Annotated in this window: 22 protein-coding genes; 6 read left to right on the top strand and 16 right to left on the bottom strand. The window is 37.2% G+C overall.

The window, feature by feature from the left end; genetic code table 11:
- Position 1: 1 nt before the first annotated feature.
- Positions 2-394, bottom strand: coding sequence for a hypothetical protein (locus AC4D4B_RS06275; RefSeq protein ID WP_490999440.1), 393 nt, complete (start codon positions 392-394; stop codon positions 2-4).
- Positions 395-614: 220 nt separating this feature from the next.
- Here AC4D4B_RS06275 and AC4D4B_RS06270 point away from each other — a divergent pair, with 220 nt between their 5' ends.
- Positions 615-1232 (top strand): LysE family transporter, encoded by a 618-nt coding sequence (locus AC4D4B_RS06270; protein ID WP_066105670.1) that lies wholly within the window; start codon positions 615-617, stop codon positions 1230-1232.
- A 69-nt stretch (positions 1233-1301) separates the two neighbouring features.
- Here the strand turns inward: AC4D4B_RS06270 and phoU are convergent, their stop codons facing one another.
- The 9 genes from phoU to AC4D4B_RS06225 all read right to left on the bottom strand — a co-directional run bounded on the left by phoU (position 1302) and on the right by AC4D4B_RS06225 (position 10639).
- Positions 1302-1961, bottom strand: coding sequence for a phosphate signaling complex protein PhoU (gene phoU / locus AC4D4B_RS06265; protein ID WP_066105126.1), 660 nt, complete (start codon positions 1959-1961; stop codon positions 1302-1304).
- 30 nt (positions 1962-1991) lie between these two features.
- The gene (pstB, locus tag AC4D4B_RS06260) at positions 1992-2792 is read right to left on the bottom strand and encodes a phosphate ABC transporter ATP-binding protein PstB (RefSeq protein WP_490999439.1); all 801 of its coding nucleotides are present in this window, start codon (positions 2790-2792) and stop codon (positions 1992-1994) included.
- Positions 2793-2824: 32 nt separating this feature from the next.
- Entirely contained in the window at positions 2825-3739 is a 915-nt protein-coding gene (gene pstA, locus AC4D4B_RS06255; RefSeq protein ID WP_490999438.1) for a phosphate ABC transporter permease PstA, read from the bottom strand.
- Positions 3736-4623 carry a phosphate ABC transporter permease subunit PstC gene (gene pstC / locus AC4D4B_RS06250; RefSeq protein ID WP_140462016.1) on the bottom strand — a complete coding sequence of 296 codons (888 nt, stop codon included), beginning with the start codon at positions 4621-4623 and terminating at the stop codon, positions 3736-3738. Before pstC ends, pstA begins: the two co-directional genes overlap by 4 nt.
- A 71-nt stretch (positions 4624-4694) precedes the next feature.
- Complete coding sequence (locus AC4D4B_RS06245) at positions 4695-5591, bottom strand: phosphate ABC transporter substrate-binding protein PstS family protein (protein WP_490999437.1); 897 nt, start codon at positions 5589-5591, stop codon at positions 4695-4697.
- 281 nt (positions 5592-5872) lie between these two features.
- Positions 5873-7957, bottom strand: a complete 2085-nt coding sequence (locus AC4D4B_RS06240) for a peptidoglycan D,D-transpeptidase FtsI family protein (protein ID WP_490999436.1) — start codon at positions 7955-7957, stop codon at positions 5873-5875.
- A 78-nt stretch (positions 7958-8035) separates the two neighbouring features.
- A complete protein-coding gene (locus tag AC4D4B_RS06235) occupies positions 8036-9253 on the bottom strand; it encodes an MFS transporter (RefSeq protein WP_490999435.1) in 1218 nt (405 codons plus the stop codon).
- A gap of 170 nt (positions 9254-9423) precedes the next feature.
- Positions 9424-10032 (bottom strand): superoxide dismutase, encoded by a 609-nt coding sequence (locus AC4D4B_RS06230; RefSeq protein WP_490996654.1) that lies wholly within the window; start codon positions 10030-10032, stop codon positions 9424-9426.
- 124 nt (positions 10033-10156) lie between these two features.
- On the bottom strand, positions 10157-10639 hold the full coding sequence (locus tag AC4D4B_RS06225; protein ID WP_490996653.1) for a DUF456 domain-containing protein: 483 nt from the start codon (positions 10637-10639) through the stop codon (positions 10157-10159).
- A gap of 145 nt (positions 10640-10784) precedes the next feature.
- Here AC4D4B_RS06225 and AC4D4B_RS06220 point away from each other — a divergent pair, with 145 nt between their 5' ends.
- From AC4D4B_RS06220 to ispG, 3 genes are all read left to right on the top strand, one after another.
- Positions 10785-11576, top strand: a complete 792-nt coding sequence (locus AC4D4B_RS06220; RefSeq protein ID WP_490999434.1) for a DUF1189 domain-containing protein — start codon at positions 10785-10787, stop codon at positions 11574-11576.
- A 191-nt stretch (positions 11577-11767) separates the two neighbouring features.
- Positions 11768-12061 carry a hypothetical protein gene (locus AC4D4B_RS06215; protein WP_490999433.1) on the top strand — a complete coding sequence of 98 codons (294 nt, stop codon included), beginning with the start codon at positions 11768-11770 and terminating at the stop codon, positions 12059-12061.
- A 116-nt stretch (positions 12062-12177) separates the two neighbouring features.
- Complete coding sequence (gene ispG / locus AC4D4B_RS06210) at positions 12178-13293, top strand: flavodoxin-dependent (E)-4-hydroxy-3-methylbut-2-enyl-diphosphate synthase (RefSeq protein ID WP_490999432.1); 1116 nt, start codon at positions 12178-12180, stop codon at positions 13291-13293.
- Positions 13294-13509: 216 nt separating this feature from the next.
- Here ispG and AC4D4B_RS06205 read toward each other — a convergent pair whose 3' ends face one another.
- Positions 13510-13875, bottom strand: a complete 366-nt coding sequence (locus AC4D4B_RS06205) for a hypothetical protein (protein ID WP_490999431.1) — start codon at positions 13873-13875, stop codon at positions 13510-13512.
- Between the two features lie 159 nt (positions 13876-14034).
- Between AC4D4B_RS06205 and AC4D4B_RS06200 the strand changes: the two genes are divergently transcribed.
- The gene (locus AC4D4B_RS06200) at positions 14035-14613 is read left to right on the top strand and encodes a 5' nucleotidase, NT5C type (RefSeq protein WP_490999430.1); all 579 of its coding nucleotides are present in this window, start codon (positions 14035-14037) and stop codon (positions 14611-14613) included.
- Positions 14614-14652: 39 nt separating this feature from the next.
- Here the strand turns inward: AC4D4B_RS06200 and AC4D4B_RS06195 are convergent, their stop codons facing one another.
- Genes AC4D4B_RS06195 through AC4D4B_RS06185 form a run of 3 tightly spaced genes read right to left on the bottom strand, consistent with a single transcriptional unit; the run spans position 14653 to position 16706 of the window.
- A complete protein-coding gene (locus AC4D4B_RS06195) occupies positions 14653-15087 on the bottom strand; it encodes a Fur family transcriptional regulator (RefSeq protein WP_066105166.1) in 435 nt (144 codons plus the stop codon).
- Between the two features lie 14 nt (positions 15088-15101).
- The gene (locus AC4D4B_RS06190; RefSeq protein WP_066105169.1) at positions 15102-15935 is read right to left on the bottom strand and encodes a metal ABC transporter permease; all 834 of its coding nucleotides are present in this window, start codon (positions 15933-15935) and stop codon (positions 15102-15104) included.
- Between the two features lie 15 nt (positions 15936-15950).
- On the bottom strand, positions 15951-16706 hold the full coding sequence (locus AC4D4B_RS06185) for a metal ABC transporter ATP-binding protein (RefSeq protein ID WP_066105172.1): 756 nt from the start codon (positions 16704-16706) through the stop codon (positions 15951-15953).
- A gap of 147 nt (positions 16707-16853) precedes the next feature.
- Here AC4D4B_RS06185 and AC4D4B_RS06180 point away from each other — a divergent pair, with 147 nt between their 5' ends.
- Complete coding sequence (locus AC4D4B_RS06180; protein WP_490999429.1) at positions 16854-17111, top strand: DUF2624 family protein; 258 nt, start codon at positions 16854-16856, stop codon at positions 17109-17111.
- 37 nt (positions 17112-17148) lie between these two features.
- On the opposite strand, the gene AC4D4B_RS06175 is transcribed toward AC4D4B_RS06180, so the two are convergent.
- Both AC4D4B_RS06175 and AC4D4B_RS06170 read right to left on the bottom strand, forming a co-directional pair.
- On the bottom strand, positions 17149-18045 hold the full coding sequence (locus AC4D4B_RS06175; protein ID WP_490999428.1) for a deoxyribonuclease IV: 897 nt from the start codon (positions 18043-18045) through the stop codon (positions 17149-17151).
- Between the two features lie 21 nt (positions 18046-18066).
- Positions 18067-19362 carry a DEAD/DEAH box helicase gene (locus AC4D4B_RS06170; protein ID WP_225983608.1) on the bottom strand — a complete coding sequence of 432 codons (1296 nt, stop codon included), beginning with the start codon at positions 19360-19362 and terminating at the stop codon, positions 18067-18069.
- Between the last annotated feature and the right edge of the window lie 34 nt (positions 19363-19396).

Raw genomic sequence — 19396 nt, 5'->3', positions numbered from 1 at the left:
TTTAAACTGGGATGACCTTTGCAATAACATCCCAGATTTTTCTATTTTGATCAATACTCTCTTCCCCTGAATCGATAATATCGGCCTTTTCAATCAAATTTTTCATCGCCTGATCAACAAAATTAGGTAAGGGCAATTCTTTTATAGCTTTGGCCAGTTTTTCTGGAAAGATATGACCATAGATTTCAATAGCCATAGAAAGCTCAGATACCGATAATTCCCTTCCGTATTTCTTTTGATAGTTTGCTTTCAGTTTCCTTGCCAGCTCAATGGCTGTTTTAGGATTTGGGATGATGGATTCCAATTCTTTATTATTGTCAATATGAACAGCTTTTTCACTCAGAAAATAGGTTATAGGTACACCATTCACTTCTATTGTGTCTCTTTCTTTCATTCTTCTCATCCCCCTTTTATTAATAAATGTTATTTTCTTATATCCAAGTCACCAATTTATAAACCTCTTTAAGGATTGTCCATTAGTCGGATAAAGCTAGAGTTTTAGTTAAACGCTTTTACAACCTCAATAAAACTGTTATACTTATCCACCTTTCCTCATAATATGTACAAGTTACTAATACATAAGAAGATGGAGTGAAAGCGTGAGCGGACATATTATGTTTAGTTATTTTTTGTTAGGAATAACATTGGCAGCACCCATTGGTCCGGTTAACTCAGCCCGAATTGATAAGGGGATCAAAAACGGTTTTTTACACGCCTGGGTAGTAGGCGCAGGATCTATGATTGCGGATGGAATATTCATGCTATTGGTCTATTTGGGTTTTGTACAATTTATTACGATTCCATATGTCCAGATTTTCCTGTGGCTCTTTGGAGGATTTGTTCTTATTTATACCGGAATTGAAAGCATTTTGAGGGTCCATACACTTTCATTGGAAGATTATCGTACGAAGGACTCGTTATCAAAATCTTTTTTAACTGGATTTATAATGTCCATTACAAGTCCATTATCTATCCTCTTTTGGATAGGGATATATGGGTCGGTTCTCGCTAAAACAGTTACTTCGTACGGCACAAGCTCTCTTCTCGTGTACAGCTTGATGATTTTTCTCGGGCTAACTTTTTGGGACATTACCGTTGCCTTTCTAACAACTGGGTTCAGAAGATTTCTGAATGACACTAGCTTGAAAGCTATTTCAGCCTTTTCTGGAATTTCTCTGGTCGGTTTTGGAGTATATTTTGGTTTTCAGGGCATAAAGACATTGTTTTTTTAAGCATTAAAAATAGGAACAAGAAAAAATGGAGTTCCCTATATGGGAATCTCCATTTTTATTATCACAATTCTATTCATTTAAATGATAGTGTCTTCCTTTAATCATATAAAGGGTTTCTTCCGCCATATTAGTTATATGATCGCCTATTCTTTCATAGTGGCGGACAATAAACAATAACTGAGAATTTTCGTTAACCGTAGCAGACTCAGGATGCTTCATTTCAAGTATTTTACGGATTTCCTGTCCATATAAATCATCCACTGTATCATCGAGCTCTGCAAGTTCCTTAGAAAGGACAATATTTTCCTCCATAAAGGATTTATTGAACATATCAAGCATTTTCATACAAGTAGCGTGCATTTCGCCTACAGCCTCATTAACAAAGGGCTTTTCTTCCTTTGATAATCTAATCGCAGTTTTGGCAACATTCTTTGCATAATCACCAACCCGTTCAATTTCAGAACCGATTTTAATAGCTGAAACAATATGCCTTAAATCCGTTGCAACAGGCTGCTGCTTTGCAATCATCAGGATGGCCAGTTCATCAAGCTCTTCTTCCATTTTATCAAGCTTTTTATCATCCTCTATAACAGAAAGTGCTAGCTCTACATCATTTTTCAGCAACGCTTGGTACGATTTATTCAAGGCAGATGAAGCAAAACGTTCCATATCTATTACTTTAAGCTTTAATTCCTTTAGCTCGCTCTCGAATTTTTCTCTTAAAACCATTTTTTTATTCTCCCTTCAAAATGATCTGGCTTATCCGAAACGTCCTGTTATATAATCTTCTGTTCTCTTATCATATGGGTTTGAGAAAATCTTATCTGTCTTGTCATATTCAATGACTTCACCGTTCAAGAAGAAGGCAGTTTTGTCAGATATACGAGCTGCTTGCTGCATATTATGCGTAACGATAATAATACTGAATTTCTCTTTTAATTCTTGTACAAGTTCTTCAACCTTTAATGTTGAAATTGGATCTAATGCAGAAGTCGGTTCGTCCATTAATATCACATCAGGAGAAACGGCTAGGCATCGCGCCAAACAAATACGTTGTTGCTGTCCGCCTGATAGACCGTTGGCATTTGTATGCAATCGATCCTTCACTTCATCCCAGATTGCTGCGCCACGCAAGCTTTTTTCTACAATTTCATCCAATTCTTTTTTGTTTTTAATACCATGTATTTTAGGTCCGTATGCTACATTTTCATAAATAGACTTTGGAAAAGGATTTGGCTTCTGAAATACCATGCCAACTTTTGTCCGTAATTCTTCCACTTGAAAATCTTTATCAAAGATATTCTGTCCCCGGTAAAATATATCACCAGAAGTACGTACACTTGGAACAAGTTCAATCATTCTATTCAATACTTTAATGTAAGTAGATTTCCCACATCCAGATGGGCCAATAATGGCTGTAACTTCATTCTCATTAATGGCAAGATTAATATCCTTTAAAGCATGGTGATCACCATACCACAAATCCAAACCCTGTGTATCGTAAACAAGTTTACTAGACTTTTCCGTTTTAGCCGGGTTGGCTTCTTTTAATTCTATCATCTCAATTTCCCCCTTGGTAATGGTGATTTCACTTAAGACACAGATGCCTTTTGTTTTGTTTTACTTTTGCCGCCTTCAAAATGTTTTTGGATAATTTTTGAGAATAAACGTGCAAGGAGATTAAAGATTAATACCATAATAATCAAGACTGCTGCTGATTTCGTCGCGATTGCCGTTGCATCCGGAACAATTCCTTCAGAATTTAATTTCCAAATATGAACAGCCAATGTCTCTGCAGGTCTGAATATATTAAAAGGATTAACCGGACTTGTTAGATCGGCTGCTGTATTCAAGATTGGTGTTGTCAATCCTGCTGTAAAAATTAACGCTGCTGCTTCACCAAAAATACGGCCAGCTGCCAGGATAACTCCCGTTATAATTTGAGGCATTGCTGTAGGAAGAGCAATTTTTACAATTGTTTGCCATTTGGTAGCCCCAAGTCCCAGACTGGCTTCTTTAACTCCGGCTGATACCTCTGTAATGGCCGCTTCACTGACACGTGTTAAACTCGGTAAATTCAGGATCGTAATTGCAAGTGCCCCACCGATAATGGTGTACCCCCAACCTGTAGCTGTGACAAATACCAATAAACCAAATAAACCAACTACAATGGACGGAAGAGATGCCATCGTATCAATACATAATCGGATAAACGTTAATAACTTACCGGGTTTGGCATACTCCGCCAAATAAATACCTGCGCCTAAGCCAAGTGGTACGGAGATAATCAGAGTAATAATCAACATATAGAAAGAGTTAAATAGCTGATATCCGATTCCCCCACCAGCATCTATATTGCTGGAACGACCAGTTAGAAAAGATGGGTCCCAGAAACCCCAGCCCTTTTTGAGTATTTCAAATACTAAATAACTCAATAAAATAATGACAAAAATAGCAACGATATAGAAAATACTCGTCCAGATTTTATTTACTGTTCTAGCATTCATTTCTGTGCCCCCCTATTCCCGATAAAACGAATAATCATGATGAATAAGAATGACATGATTAAAAGTATTAGCGCGAGGCTCCATAATGCATTATTCCATGCAGTTCCATTCATTGTATTAGACATGTCCATCGTTAAAATTCCAGTTAACGTTGCCGTGGGATCATTTAAGCCAGTCGGCAATTTAACCGTATTTCCGATAACCATCTGAACGGCAAGTGCTTCACCAAAAGCACGGGCAAGCCCCATAACAATTCCTGTAAAGATGCCATTCTTTGCGGCAGGAATGATTACTCGGCTGATTGCCTGCCATCTCGTGGAACCGAGCCCATAGGAGGCTTCCAGAAGCTGTGGCGGGACATTTTTTAACGCATCTGTTGCCAAGCTTGCAATAGTCGGTAATATCATGATACTAAGTACAATTATCCCGGCTGTTAAACTGAATCCTACTCCGCCGAATGTGTTTCTAAGTAGGGGAACTAATAAAGTCACACCTAGCAAACCATAAACAACGGATGGAATACCAACCAGCAATTCCAAAACCGGCTGCAAGACCTTTTTTCCGAATTTCGGGGAAATAAAGTTCGTAAATATTGCTAGAGCTATTGCAATAGGTGCACTGATAACAATGGCACCAATTGATACAAGTATAGAACCGATGATAAATATCAAAGCTCCATATTCCCCATCATTGGGACTCCAGTTTGTTGAGGTCAACATCTCCACTATAGAGATATTACTGTTTGTAAATGACTGAATACCCTTTCCTGTTATAAAAACAATAATAGCCAAAGTTGTTACGACGATTAATAGTCCACATAATGTAACAAGAATCCGTCCGATATATTCACTTTTCCAATAGTTGATTGGTTTATGATCATTCAAGCCTTTTCGCTCCTTCCGGCAAACAGATGATAACCAGGCTGTTTGACTTCCTGTTTACTTCATCCTTGGAATTATTCTTTATTTTCTAGCTCTAACATTGGAATGTATCCCATTTTCGTAACAGTTTCGGCAAACTCATCACTCCTAATGAAATCCATATAACCTTTAACAGCTCCGCCTATTTCTCCTTTCGTTACCATATATTCATAGGACCAAAAAGGGTAGCTGCCATTTACCACATTTTCAATTGTGGGTTCAGCTCCATTAATAGTTACCGGTTTTAAGGATGAGCCTTTCCCCTCAGCAAGGTAACTCATAGCCAGATAACTAATAGAACCAGGTGTGGAATTAATCGAGTTTTCTACAGCACCGTTAGAATCCTGAGTTGTTCCAACCCCTGTATCCATGCTGACATCCTTCATGATTGTTTTTTCAAAGGCATATCGTGTGCCTGATGATTCTGGTCTGTTCACGACATTTATTTCCGAATCAGCTCCGCCAACCTCTTTCCAGTTTTTAATTTTTCCGGAGAAGATTCCTTGAATTTGTTCAATTGTTAAATTATCTACATTGGCATCATCATTCACCACTATGCCAAACGCAATACCGGCTACTTTATAATCGACCAGTTCTTCCGCTAATTTCTCATCTTCAATTTTATCTGCTGAAGGAAGATCAGAGTTTCCGATATTAACTGCACCACTCGCCACTTGATTTATACCTGTTCCGCTTCCACCGCCTTGAACAGTAACCGATACATTTGGATTTTTCGCCATAAATTCAGTTGCTGCTTCATCTGCCAATGGTAGTAAAGCTGTAGAACCAGCTGCATTTATGATCCCTGTGTATCCTTCTTCTTCAGAGCCGCTTCCCGCCTTTGCTCCTCCCCCATTATTACTGGTACAAGCTGCCAGCAATCCGATCATAAGTATCAAAGTAATCATAAATGCTGATTTCCTTCTACGCATTTCCAATCCTCCCGTATACTCTTGTTTTTATTTGTGATTTTTAATTTTCGTCCTTTACATTTTCTATAGTAAAGAAAGATTTTAAATACTCTATTAAGGAATTGTAAACGTAGTGTAAAAAATCATAATTTTATTGTAAAGATGCCTGGAAAGTACTAGAAATCACACTGTTTTTTGTAATAATAATCCAAAATGAATGATAATTACCCAAATTATGAAGGCAGTAAATAAAAAAGGGTCTGCCCCATAAACCCAGGCAGACCCCATTTTCTATTAATCTTTTATTTTTGTTTAGCTCGTTCTTCTTTTAATTCATAGTATTTTTCATAAACTTCTTTTGCGATTTCGAGATTCATTTTATGTCCTGACGAATTTTGATAAGCCCAAGGTACTACTACACTCATGGCAATTTCCGGGTTATCGGCAGGAGCATAGGTGACAAAGGTTATATTATAGGTTTCTGGCTGTACAGTACCCTTTTCCCATTTAGGTCCATCATAAAAGGCTTCCGCTGTCCCTGTTTTACCTGCTGGTTTATAGTCAGCATTTCCAAAATAAGAGTAGGCGGTTCCTCCGGTGGATTGGGTAACTTGTCTAAATCCTTCCTGGACACGTTCAATCCATTCAGTTTTCATCGGAAGAGTATTCAGCACTTCTGTTTTAACCTCTTTAATAACCGGTCCAAGCGTATTATCTTCATCATTATCCACTGGCTCACGGACTTGTTTTAACACATGCGGTTTTATACGGTTACCTCCGTTTGCAATGGTAGAAACATATTGAGCCAACTGCAATGGAGTATACGTATCGTATTGGCCAATGGAAAAGTCCATTAATAATCCGGCACCCTGCGAGGATCCTTTATAGCCGATTTGTTCACCAGGTAAGTCTATACCTGTTTTAACACCTAAACCAAATTGACTGTAATAATTTCTCATTGTGCTGAATGCTGAGTTATTAACTTTCAGGGAGCCTCCCGGAACATAGTTTCCCTTACCAAGAGCAATCGCTGTTTTAAACATGTAGACATTGGAGGATACTTTAAGTGCTTCAATGTCACTAATATTCCCAAAATTCTTCCATGATTTTTTAATTGGCGTGGCTTTAATCTTCATTGGTCCATCATAAATGACTTGTCCAGGTTTTATTGCACCGGTCTGGTATCCAGTTAAAATAGTTGCTCCTTTAACTGAAGAGCCCATGGCATAGGATGAAGTAAATGTTCCCAATGCCATATCATTCATTTGCATTTTTCCTTTATCATCGGCTGCATATTGTTTACCAGCCAGAGTTAAGAGTTCACCAGTATTAGGATTCGTTACAACAACAAAAGCACGATCGAGATATTTTGTATTCCCGCTTGCTTTCTTTTCCTTCAATTGCTTTTCAATAATTTCTTCTGTAGCTATTTGAAGATCCATATCAACGGTTAATACAAGATCCTTACCTCTTTGTCCTTCAGAAATAACCTCCGTGCTGACAATATCGCCGGATGTATTCGTTACATTTCTAATTTTCTCCTGTTGACCGCGTAATAAATCTTCATATTGTTGTTCTAAGTATGAGGTTCCAACTCTATCATTTCGACTGTAGCCCCGAGCTAAATAATAACTTGTTTTATCAGAGGGCAATCCTTCGCTGGCACTTGATACTTTACCTAAAACAGATTTAAGCGTATCACCATACGCATATTTACGTTCCCAATCTGTTGTTGTATCAACTCCTGGAAGAGATTCAATCTGCTCATTAACTCTCGCTACCTCTTCATATGTCGTTCCTTTATTTTTCACAATTTGCGGAGTTAGATAGTAACCGGCAATAAACTTGCTATAGATCGCCAGCACTTCCAATTCACTTTGACTGTAATCAATTTCTTTTTCAGTAATACGCTCAAGCTGTAATTTGTAAATATCATCATCTGTCAGCTTTCCATCACTTAATTGCTGATATTCCTTTTCTGTTACTTTCTTTTTAGCAGCCTCTGGATTGTTTAAAATCCAAAAGTCTTTCTTATCCCGTTCACGAACTTTATCAGTATCAACCTCAATTAGCTTAGAAAGTTTTTCAGCAGTTTCAAGCATCTCTTTGCTTGAGGTTTTTTGTGTACGTGTGTAAGTTATCGCATATAAAGGTTGATTATCAACGATGATTTTTCCATTTCGGTCATATATTTTTCCCCTCGGCACAGAATTGCTCACAGTTACATCCTCTGTCCGTTCTATTTCACGTTTATAGTCATCTCCATATACAATCTGAACGATTCCTAAACGGAGTATTAATGCAGAAAACATTACAAATACTGCGAAAAACAGTAAATTCAGCCGAACAGGTACATGTTTTTTCTTTTTCTTTTTTCTGACTTTCACTGTCCCCATCCCTTCTAATACACATTCCTTATCATTTTATTATCAATTTTTAAAGATTAACAGAAGTAAAAGATTCCATCAACTTTTAGTTGAATACATCTTGATATCTTTTACAAAATAGTAAACAAACAGATGGCCGGATCCTAATAACAATAGTAATATTTTGATGCCCGTACTTTCAGGCAGAGTTTTAATAAACAATATAAATATAAGAATCGATACGGCTCTTCCCATATTTAAAAATAATTCCCGGATTACCACATATTCAATACGATGTTCGCCTGCTTTCCAGGATCGTCCTATTACATCATACGTGACAGACATATAAGGGACAAGCAATAAGGGATAAGCTACAGCAAGAATAGACGCATATGTAAGCAGTTTAGTGAATGACACTTGATATATCAAAAAAAAGATTGAACCATAAAGGAATATGACTCCCACCAGCATCGACCATTTCCGGTAACGAACCTTTAAATATCTGCTGACTAAAAAGTAAGCAATAAACGATATTCCTGAACTAATTAATCCATATGTACCTAAGGCCATTTCGCTACCCGTTTCGACAAATACAAAAACGGAAACAACAAAGAGAAACGTCCCTTCCCTTAGCCCCTGTGAAAAATTGGCATATGTAATTCTTCTCCAATCCTTACTATTTTTTCTTTCATCAAGAATACGCTTCAGCATATACTTTCCATTAGCTGCTCTGCTTTTTAATAAGAAACTGACAAGTACTGCCACGATAAACAAACATAAGGAAAGTCCAAAAATGAGCAGATAGCCATTGTTACCAGTCAAAACTGTAATAATATATCCCGCAAAAAAAGGACCAATCATCCCACCAATGGATCCCGTTATCCCCTGGAGTCCGTTAAATGTATCTCTTGTTTCAGGTTCAGTTATTTCAAAGGTCAGTACATTATAAGCAAGCCAATAGAATCCATAGCCAATCCCCAGTAAACCACCAATCATAACAAGATAAAAGTGATTTGTAGAACTGAAGGTCAGTACCGCTATATAAAATGCAGCTAAAAATAAAATCCCGATCCTTAATACAATAATACGATCTATGTGTTTAGCCAATTTTCCTGCCAAAATAAAAGTAACTCCCTGAAGGACTACAACGGATAGATTATAAATCCCCAGGTTGATCAATGCCTCAGACTGTTTCCATAAATAGATATTAACAAAAGTATTGGAAAGAGCCGTACTTAATGAATAAAGTGCTCCAATCAACAAAAGGATATAAAGTTCTTTATTTGTTTTTATTTTATTGACAAATTGATTATCCATTTTCATAAAAACTCCCCTTCACTTCCGGTTAGTTTTCCTGTAGATAATCCTCTTATGTAGATTTAAATCATTTGGTATTTGTTAACAGCACAATCCTTTATTTTTGCACAAAAAAAGATACAGGAAACGAATCGGATCCGTTTCCTGTACCCACATTTTTTATTATACGATTATTTTGCTGCTGCGTAGCGCTTAGAAACTTCATCCCAATTTACAACATTCCAGAAAGAATTAATGTATTCAGGACGACGGTTTTGGTAGTTTAAGTAGTATGCATGCTCCCAAACATCAAGACCCAGGATTGGTGTTTTACCTTCCATTAATGGAGAATCCTGATTAGCAGTGCTGTAAAGTTCTAGTTCGCCATCTTTAACAGTAAGCCAAGCCCAACCAGAACCAAAACGAGTTGTAGCAGTTTTTGCAAACTCTTCTTTAAAGTTTTCAAAGCTTCCGAATTTAGCTGTTAGTGCATCAGCTAATTCACCTTCTGGTTGTCCGCCTCCATTAGGAGATAGAATATCCCAGAATAAAGTGTGGTTAGCATGTCCACCGCCATTGTTTCTAACAGCAGTACGAATGCTTTCAGGTACAGATTCAATGTCAGCTAAAAGGTCTTCCAAGCTCTTAGCCGCTAATGCTTCCTGTCCTTCTAAAGCATTGTTTAAGTTAGTCACATACGTGTTATGATGTTTTGTGTGATGAATGTTCATTGTTTCTTTGTCGATATGAGGCTCCAACGCATCATACTCATACGGTAATTGTGGTAAAGAATAAGCCATAATTCTCTCCTCCTAATAATTGTAAGAATAAGTACTTTCGGGCAATTCTGTAAGTTCATGTGTTACGAAAGTCTTTATCTTTAGATTAGCAATTGAAACCGTTTATTTCAACCTTTATGCCTTATCAGAGTACTCGGATAAAGAAATAGACAATCATAATAATCTGAATGATAAATTTGGTTATCACACTGCCAACAAATCCAACGACAGAACCCATACCAATTTTCACTGCATTTTTTAGCGATTGTTTATGTACCAACAATTCAGCTATGACTGCACCTAAAAACGGCCCCAGTATAATACCAAGAAAAGGAATAACAAACGGTCCAATCAGCAATCCTATTGTACTACCCCAAACACCTGCTTTTGAACCTCCAAATTTCTTAACACCAAAAAGATTGACCAAATAATCTGCTCCAAACAACAGTAAAACAAACATTCCCTGTACAATCCAGAAAAACCACGAAAACGGTTCAAATGAAAAGAATACCCCGTATAAAAGCATTCCACCTACTATAAATAGAACGCTTGGAATAATAGGATATATCAATCCTACAAACCCAATAATAAATACCAGCCAAATAATAAGCCAATACATCCAATCCATCTTCGACACTCCTCTCAAATACCCTAATTCAATACACATTTAACACTTTTTCGATTTGTTTCGCTATAATAAGCAGAACATTCTTGTCTTATCAACATAAGCCAGATAGAATAAAGAATGAATTTAAAAAAAGGTGTTGTAGCCCATGAATATATTCTCACAATTTATTAAAAGCCTATACTCGCCAAAGCATATTGCGTCCTTTCGCTTTCAGGGTATAGGGAAAACCATCCTCTATGCTTTTTTATTATCTCTATTAACTATTTTACCATCATCGATCTATCTTACAAATGCAATCCTAGATGGGGCAGATCATATGGCAAAAGCATTAACGACAGAATTTCCTGACTTTGAAATTAAAGATGGCAGACTTCATTCAGATGAATCATTACCTGTCATTATTAATGATGATGTAGCTACGTTCCATTTTGACAGCACTGGTAGTCTGAATGCAAATGATATCACCAGCCCTACTGGAGTAGACTTTGGAATACTACAGGATGAATTTGTCATTGCTGCAGACGGGGAATCACAAACCATTCCGTATTCTATGATACCTGGTCTTGAATTAACGAATGAGAAGGCCAGCGATTATATTAAATCTGCAAAAACATCTTTATACATAATAATCGGTCTATGTATGTTAGTCATGTATTTATTTACAACAGCCATATTCTTCTTGGAGATTACACTTCTAGCCTATCTTACCGGCTTATTTGTAACTTCTATGAACAGAAAAGCTACTTTTGGACAGCAGTGGAGGATAGCCACTTACAGCTTTACATTAGCCGTAACCTTCTTTACTTTTATGAATTTTATTCAGGTTCCTGTAATAGGTGATGTTTATGTCAAATGGTTTATTACATTAATGATGATCTACCTGACTATTAAAGAAATGCCTATTCCAAAAAGTAAACAAAAGACCATACAATCATAAAGTGCAGCCCTTCCGAATTTTTGCGGAAGGGTTTATATGTATCCTCTATTATTAAATGCTGATCATCATTCAGCTCAAAAACCTCCTCTATTCTATCTAAACGATAAATCTAAAAAATCCTTCAAAATCAATTCTATTATCTCTACTAACTTCATATACTCTAGTAAAAGATGGAGGGAGTGCTAAAAGAGATGAAAAGAATAATCCTGTTTATCGGCTTTTGTATAGTAGCTTACTCAATATATTTTGATATAAGTGTAGGCACCCTTCCTGCCTACTCCTCCGAGAATATGGATAAAATGAATGAAAACTACTATAATATAAAAGTAGAGCCGGGAGATACCGTTCTTACTATAATAGAGAAAAATGAAGGTACTATCCCAGTACCGATTGATCAAATGATTGAAGACTTTTCTTTATTAAATAACGGAATGAAACCGGAAGAAATAGAAATCGGACAAACTTACCGATTTAAAAATTACTAAATAGCCAATTCATAATCAACTTTATTGTTATTTTAGCTAAAACGCTGATACAATAATTTAGAAGATAATATATTTATTGGTATTGAGGCAAACAGCCTAAAAGGAGAGAATGACCAGTGAGTGAACTAATACATCGTACAAAAACCCGCCCCGTAAAAGTGGGACCACTGACTATCGGTGGCAACGATGAAGTTATAATACAAAGTATGACGACAACGAAGACACATGATGTAGAAGCAACAGTCGCGGAAATAAATCGTTTAGAAGAAGCGGGCTGCCAAATTGTACGTGTAGCTTGTCCTGATGAACGGGCTGCTCATGCAATTTCTGAAATAAAAAAACGTATTAATATACCTTTAGTAGTTGATATTCACTTTGACTATCGTCTGGCTTTAATCGCGATTGAAGGCGGAGCTGATAAAATCCGTATTAACCCGGGCAATATCGGCCGACGCGAAAAAGTGGAAGCCGTTGTAAAAGCAGCTAAGGCGAAAGGGATTCCAATTCGCATCGGGGTCAACGCAGGATCTTTAGAACGTAAAATCCTTGAAAAATACGGTTACCCAACTGCAGACGGTATGGTTGAGAGTGCTTTACATCATATAAAAATTCTTGAGGACTTAGACTTCCATGACATCATCGTATCAATGAAAGCATCTGATGTACGCTTGGCAATTGAAGCCTATGAAAAGGCAGCACAGGCCTTTGATTATCCACTTCACCTTGGAATCACAGAATCCGGTACATTATTCTCAGGAACGATCAAGAGTTCTGCCGGTATTGGTGCCTTATTAAGTAAAGGCATTGGGAATACATTGCGTATTTCTTTAAGTGCTGATCCAGTAGAAGAAGTCAAAGTAGCCAGAGAGCTGTTAAAAGTATTTGGTTTATCAGCCAATTCTGCTACCTTAATATCATGTCCGACATGCGGACGTATAGAGATTGATTTAATTTCCATTGCTAACGAAGTGGATGAATATATTCAAAAAATTAAAGCTCCAATTAAAGTGGCAGTATTAGGTTGTGCCGTTAACGGACCTGGCGAAGCAAGAGAAGCAGATATCGGCATTGCTGGTGCTCGCGGAGAAGGTCTATTGTTCCGCAAGGGTAAAATCGTTCGTAAAGTACCGGAAGAAGTAATGGTTGAGGAACTTAAAAAGGAAATCGATATCCTTGCTGAAGAGTATTACGAAAAACAAAGAATTGAGAAAGAAAAAGCAAGCCTGTCTTAATTCAAGCAGAATCCATTCAGGTTTGAACCAGAAATTTCAAACTTAATTAAAGGTATTAGAATTTATTCTTTCGCCTAATATATGTAAACAAAGAACTTCAAAATAATCTTTATTTTGAAGTTCTTTGTTTTATATCTGTTATTTATGAATGGAGGAATTGGATAAAAATCCAATCCCTAAACTATTTGAGATACGAAACGATTCAGGCCTACTGTATTAGAAAAAGGGATATACCAAAAGACCAGCAGCAACAGAAAATACACCAATTACTATTGCTGCTATCCCCATCATACGCGATTCAGTTTTCATCGCAAAAATCCCTGCGACAATGCCAATTGTCCCAAAAATCACCGGCATAAAAAATAGAGAGGCAATTGACAAGGCTAACGCCACTATACCAAAGCTGCTTACTTTAGAAGTGGTCTTATTATTATTTTCTGTTTGACTTTGACGTCTGTATTCAACAGAATCCATAAATTCTGCTCCTGTCTCCTCACGATAATTGAGCTTTTGACACACGTCTTCATTTTTAAATTTATCTCTTTTATTCCTGGCAGTCCAATGTCTTTTTGAGGCTGACAATAGCGTTCCCCACCTTCCTTTTTTGGAGCCTTCCTAGTTTGCTCCATAAAAGGCTTACTCATAAGCAGAGATTGTTGCATGAATCTACAAAATTTAGAAAAGCAATTTGTCGCATTTTGATGTAAACTACAGACAAACATATTTTGGAGGAAATGCTTCATGTCAAAACCTAAACGTTTTGGAATAGATATTGATGGTACCATCACTACACAGGATTCCATGCTTCCTTATATCAACAAAGCCTTTCGCTTACAATTAACATTAGAGGATATTAACCAATATGAATTTTATCCGTTTGTAAATGTTCCAGAGCATGAATTTGATCTTTGGTTTCAAAAACACGAACCCATCATCTATTCTGAATCACCTATGGCAAAGGATGCCAAAAGAGTTTTACAGGAATGGAAAGAACTATATGAATTGTATTTCATCAGTGCCAGAAACCAAACTTTACTGCCAGTTACAAAGGAGTGGTTCAGTAAAAACGATTTACTCTATCACCACATCGAATTAATCGGTACGCATAATAAAATTGCAACCGTAAAAAAACACGAAATCGATCTTTTCTTTGAGGATAAGCACGATAACGCCGTTGCAATTGCTGAAGAATGTGAAATTCCGGTCATCCTATTTGACGCTCCTTATAATCGGATGGCCATTCCAAACAATGTGATTAGAGTGGAAAATTGGATGGAAGCCTATCAGTGGGTAAACCATTGGACTAAGGAAAATCGATAATAAAAGGGAGCCACTCTCAAATCACAGAATGGCTCCTTTCTAGTTACTTTGTTGTATATTCTCCTGCAAACAATCCGGGCATCTTCCGTATATTTCAAATTTATGTCCTGAAATATCATACCCTTTAAAGTCCTCTGTTATTTTTTCCATTGGACATAACTCTACATTACGAGTTTTCCCACATTCCATACAAATGAAATGATGGTGATGATGATTTCCAACACAAGCAAAACGGAATCTTTTTTCACCAGATAGCTCAGTGGTTTCCAGAATTCCTAAGTTTGCATACAGGGATAAGTTTCGGTATATCGTGTCATAGCTCATACCCGGATATGAGCTTTTCAATTTTTCAAGGACTTCTTTGGCTGTTAAATAACGATTGCTCTTCGAAAAAAGTTCAAGCATATCTTCACGCTTCTCAGTGTATTTGTATCCCTTATCTTTCAAGAGTTGTATTGCTTCTTTAACATCCATCTTCAGCTACCTCCTTACGCAGTCATTCTCCATTTCTTGATAAAAATTGTGATTAAAAGAATGATGATTGCCAATACAACGATTGTACCACCCGGAGCAAGATTTAAGTAATAGGATGTGAATAGCCCCCCTATTACAGCCAATTCTCCAAACAGAATGGAAATAAAAATGGTTTGTTTAAAGCCCTTTGCTACTTTTAAGGCAGCCGCTACCGGTAAAGTCATTAATGAAGAAACAAGCAGGACACCTACAATTCTCATAGAAATGGCAATGACCAAAGCAACGAGCACGATAAAGATAAAGTGAATCGCTTTAGCCGGTATTCCGGAGGTTTTAGCATGCTCCTCATCAAAGGATAAAAGGAATAATTCCTTATATAAGAATATAACAATTGCGATAACAGCAATACTGATTGCCAAAACAATCCATAAGTCTGTCCGACTTACCGCACTGACACTTCCAAATAAATATCCGAATAAATCAGTCGTGAAGCCATTAGCGAGCGAGATAAAAATTGCTCCCAGCCCTACTCCACCGGAAAGAATGATTGGAATGGCAAGTTCCTGATAATGTTTATACACGGAACGCAGTCGCTCTATAAAAAGCGATCCCGTTACCGAGAAGGCCATCCCCATATATAAAGGATTGATAGGACCCAGTGCAGGCACTTCCTTACTTAGTAACAAACTGAATGCAATTCCGGTCAGGGTTACATGGCTAAGAGCATCTGCAATTAAGGAGAGTTTTCGAACTACAATAAACACACCCAACAGCGGAGCTATAATACCAATAACAATCCCTGCTAGAAAGGCATTTTGCAGAAATTCATACTGAAACATTGATAACATACTACTTCCTCCAAATTAATGATCATGTGTTAATGTATAAACATCATGGCCATAAAAAGCTGACATATCCTTATCATCTAAATGTTCATATTCACATGTATTTCCGTGAAAATGCAATTGTTTGTTTAGACAAGCAATATGAGTGACCTTTTCTGTAATGGTACCAGTATCGTGAGTAACCAAAATAAGCGTCAATCCAAGGTTACGGTTTAAATCGTATAGCAGGTCATAAAAATTAGTGACATTCTTTACATCTACACCAACCGTAGGCTCATCCAGTATTAACATGGCAGGATCGCTGACCAGTGCTCTTGCAATGAATACCCGCTGTTGCTGACCGCCCGATAATTCTCCAATTGGTCTTTTGATGAAATCCTGCATTCCTACTTCTTTAAGCGCTTTTACCACTTTTTGGCGATGGGTTTTATTGTAGAAACGAAAAAGTCCTATTTTCTTCGTCAATCCGCTCGCTACAACTTCTTCCACTGTAGCTGGGAAACCACTGTTAAAGGAGTTGGCCTTTTGTGATACATAGCCAATTTTCTCCCAATTTTTAAATTTATTTATTTTCTCACCGAACAAGAAAATTTCACCTTGCTGTACTTTATTTAATCCAAGCATCAGCTTCAGCAATGTTGATTTGCCAGAACCATTCGGTCCGACAATAGCGAGAAAATCTCCATCTTTGACGGATAAGTTAATATCTTCAAGAACGTTTTCTCTCTCATATTTATAAGTAACATGTTCAATTTTAATTAAGTCATTATTCATAATCGGCCACCTGTTAATAAGAATGATTACGATTTATCTCAAGTAGTATACAGGACAATTTCAGTAAAGTAAACACATTTACTTAATATTGTATAATTTAGTTCATTTTTTTCTGTCCTATTCATATGGTAAACATGGGGTGGTAATTTGAAGCTATTTGAAAGCATTGTTAACTTAAAAATCAATCGTATCACTGCCAGTGAATTGCTTGATTTTGCCGGGCAGAATGGTTTAACTTTAACAAAAACTGAAGCTGAGGAAATAACCAAACTAATCCGGGGGAAATCCGTTAATATTTTTGATCAGACTGAACGAAAACAGCTCTTAACAAAAATCGAGAAAATTACCGGTGCTAAGAAAGCGCAGCAAATCGAGAAAATATTTCATAACATGACCGGAATTTAAAAAGGAAGCAGTACAGATGTACTGCTTCCCCTTCTCTTTATACCGTTTGTCCAAGCATGGAAGCTTGAAAATCTACCCAAGCTCCATCTCTTAGCATACCAATTTCATGTTTATACGGTGCTTTTTTGTTTGTTTTATCCGTACCAACAAATGGAGTTTCCAATATTTTTGGTACAGAGCTTAATTGTGGATGATGAACAATGTAATGAAGAGGTTCAAAACCAATCTTTCCATACCCGATATTTTCATGTCGGTCTTTTCTCATTCCACATTCATTTTTACTGTCATTTATATGCAGCACTTTAATACGGTCTACACCGACAGTTTTATCAAAATGGTTTAAAACGCCATCAAAATCATTCACAATATCATAACCCGCATCATGAGTATGACAAGTATCAAAGCAAACACTCAGCTTATCATTATGTGTAACTCCATCGATAATCATCGCTAATTCTTCAAAACTTCTTCCACACTCTGAGCCCTTGCCGGCCATCGTTTCCAATGCGATTTGGACTTTTTGATCAAGGGTAATGACTTCATTTAATCCCTCGATGATCTTTTTAATACCTATTTCTGAACCTTCTCCGACATGAGCACCTGGATGCAATACAATTTGGTAGGCCCCCAGAGCTTCCGTCCGTTCGATTTCCGAACGAAGGAAATCAACACCCAATTGGAAAGTAGCGGGATTTACTGCGTTACCGATATTGATAATATAAGGAGCATGGACAACGATATCGCTCATTCCATTTTCCTTCATATGCAATAGACCTGCCGCAATATTTAAATCCTCGATTTTCTTTCTTCTTGTGTTTTGAGGAGCGCCTGTATAAATCATAAATGTATTGGCACCATAAGAAACTGCTTCTTCACTTGCACCTAAAAGCATTTTCTTTCCGCTCATGGAAACATGTGATCCAATTTTAAGCATCCATCTGCCCCCTATTATCGTTTATCTTTTCTTTAAGCGTCTTTCTCTCTTTTTGATTTTTTCTACTTCAGCTTTTACTTTCTTTTTATAGCCAGGCTTTACTTTACGTAAATGCTTAGAGAATTTACCATAATTCTTTACCTCACCGGCTGCTTTAGGTGAATTTTTACGTTTTTTACGCTTATTACGGTCATCAATTTCAACCCATTCACCTTTTACCACGTCACGGTTGCTGAATGTTACACCCATGGATTCGAGTTTATTCAGAGCTTGATCATCTTTCTCCTCATACAAGGTAACAGCGACTCCGGACATACCTGCGCGCGCTGTACGGCCACAGCGATGGATATAGAAATCCAGGTCCTGAGGAAGTTCATAGTTAATCACATGACTTACGCCTTCAATATCAATACCTCTTGCTGCTAGGTCTGTAGCTACAACATATTGATATTTAAGAGCATTAATCTCTTTCATAACCCTTTTTCTTTCTCTTGCCGGTAAGTTACCGTGTAGTCTTCCTACCTGCAATCCCTTTTCAAGGAGAGCATCTGCCAGCTCATCTGCGTTTTGCTTTGTATTAGCAAAAATAAGCACAAGGAAAGGATTTTGAAGTTCAATAATTGACTTAACCAATTGAACCTTGTCTCGGTGTCTAACAGGAACGAGAATGTGCTCCAATTTTTCTACAGACACTTTTGTCGGATCCACATGGATATGTTTCGGATTGTTCATATACTTTTTCAAGAATGGCTGTAGCTTTTCTGGAATTGTCGCAGAAAATACTAGCATTTGCAGCTTAGGAGCCATCCTTGAAGCGATTTTATCCACATCTTCCATAAATCCTAAATCAATCATTAAATCAGCTTCATCAACTACTAAAATATCGGCAGAAAAAACACTCAACGCATTTTCTTCCGATAAATCTTTAATACGACCAGGTGTACCGATCACAAGCTGTGGTTGAACGGTGAGCTTGTCAATTGAACGTTGTTTATCTGTTCCACCTACATAGCTTTTTATATGAATTTGTTTATCTTCAGGAAATTTCTCATTCAAAGAAACAGCAGCTTTATAAATTTGGGCCGCTAATTCTCTCGTCGGTGCCGTAATTACAGCCTGTACTTCCATCTTTTCCTGATTGATTTTAGCCATGATCGGCAATAGAAAAGAATGGGTTTTTCCAGTGCCAGTTTGTGACTGCCCTATAATACTCTTACCGCTAAATACAGCTGGAATGACTCTTTCCTGTATGATTGTCGGCTCCTTAAATCCTACCTTCTCAACAGCTTCCAATACATATTCGGGTAACTTAAACATTTTAAATGAACTCATTTTTTACCAACTTTCTGAC

The sequence above is a fragment of the Pradoshia sp. Z6_59 genome (genome assembly GCF_058267515.1).
The sequence above is the reverse complement of the archived record's forward strand: the minus strand, read 5'-3'. Positions and strand labels throughout refer to the sequence as shown.